Here is a 1,311-nt window from a genome sequence, read left to right on the forward strand (position 1 = left end):
ATGCCTCGTCCTAAAATAGGTTGACCAAAAATTAAACATTTTAGTCAGCCATGAGCAAACAAGAAAATCCATCCTGTCGAAAAAAACAGTATCAAAAGATTGGTTACGACCTTAAACTTTCCATCATTGCCGAAATTACCAATGGCCAGATATCGGTCAATCACGCAGCGCATAAATATCAAATTTCGCGTGCATCGATTTCGTATTGGATGAAAAAATTGAGTTCCTTTGAACAAACAAAAAAAGCCGTGAGTTTAAAAGACGAGATAAAGAAACTTAAGGAGGAAATCGAACGCCTGGAATTCATCAAGGATTTCCAGCAGGACATCATTGCGGGCCTGGAGGTCGAGACCGGACTGGAACTCGCAAAAAAGTCGTTGCCCGAACCATTGATGAAAGAAATAGAGGCGAAAAAGAAAGACCTTTCAAAAAGAAATGGCTCTGCCAATGTTTCGGGATCACAAAACAAGCCTTCCACAAACGAGCCAAAGCAGAAAAAAACAGGGAGGAACAAACCAAGGTAGTATTGGAACTCATCGCCCCGATCCGCAAGAAACAACCACGGTACGGATGCAAAAAGCTCTACCTTGACATCAACAGGCAATTGGAGCAGCACAACATCAAGATGGGACGCGACAAGTTCATCAACCTCATGAGAGCCAACGGGATGCTGGTGAAAAAGACGAAACGATTCCATGTGACGACAAATTCCAAACATCAGTTCTTCAAGTCGCCGAACCGACTCAAAGACATCACCCCAACCCACGCCGAGCAAATATGGGTAAGCGATATAACATACATCAAATTAGAGAAATTACACGCCTACCTGGCGTTGGTGACAGATGTGTATTCAAAGAAGATCATGGGCTATAAAATCGATACGAATATGCGCGCGACACTGGTCAAGGACGCTTTGGCGATGGCGCTTAGAAACCGTACATACGGCCATCGGGAAATCATCCATCACAGCGATCGAGGCATACAATACTGCGCGCCCGAATTCACCGAATTTGCAGAAAAGAACGGACTTTTGCTTAGCACGACACAGCAATATGATCCATACGAAAATGCGGTCGCCGAACGGATTAACGGAATCCTGAAATATGAGTTTGGTTTTAAAAGAACTTTACCTAATTTAGTCACTGCTCAAAAGATGATCAAACAGGCCGTAAACATCTACAATCAACAACGGAGACATTGCAGCCTGGAAATGCAGACACCCGAGTTCGCTCACCAAAATCAAAAACACATTTATAAAAAATACAGCCTGAATTGATAACCAAAATGGTCAACTTATTTCAGGACAAGACA

General features: G+C 43.0%; 2 protein-coding genes. Both read left to right on the forward strand.

What is annotated here, in order from left to right; genetic code table 11:
- Positions 1–50 precede the first annotated feature (50 nt).
- Positions 51–524, forward strand: a complete 474-nt coding sequence (locus BLP55_RS16575; protein WP_091147533.1) for a transposase — start codon at positions 51–53, stop codon at positions 522–524.
- Complete coding sequence (locus tag BLP55_RS16580; RefSeq protein WP_244503483.1) at positions 458–1,276, forward strand: IS3 family transposase; 819 nt, start codon at positions 458–460, stop codon at positions 1,274–1,276. Before BLP55_RS16575 ends, BLP55_RS16580 begins: the two co-directional genes overlap by 67 nt.
- Positions 1,277–1,311 lie beyond the last annotated feature (35 nt).

Source organism: Flavobacterium caeni, assembly GCF_900101895.1.
In the GTDB taxonomy this organism is placed as follows: Bacteria; Bacteroidota; Bacteroidia; order Flavobacteriales; family Flavobacteriaceae; genus Flavobacterium; species Flavobacterium caeni.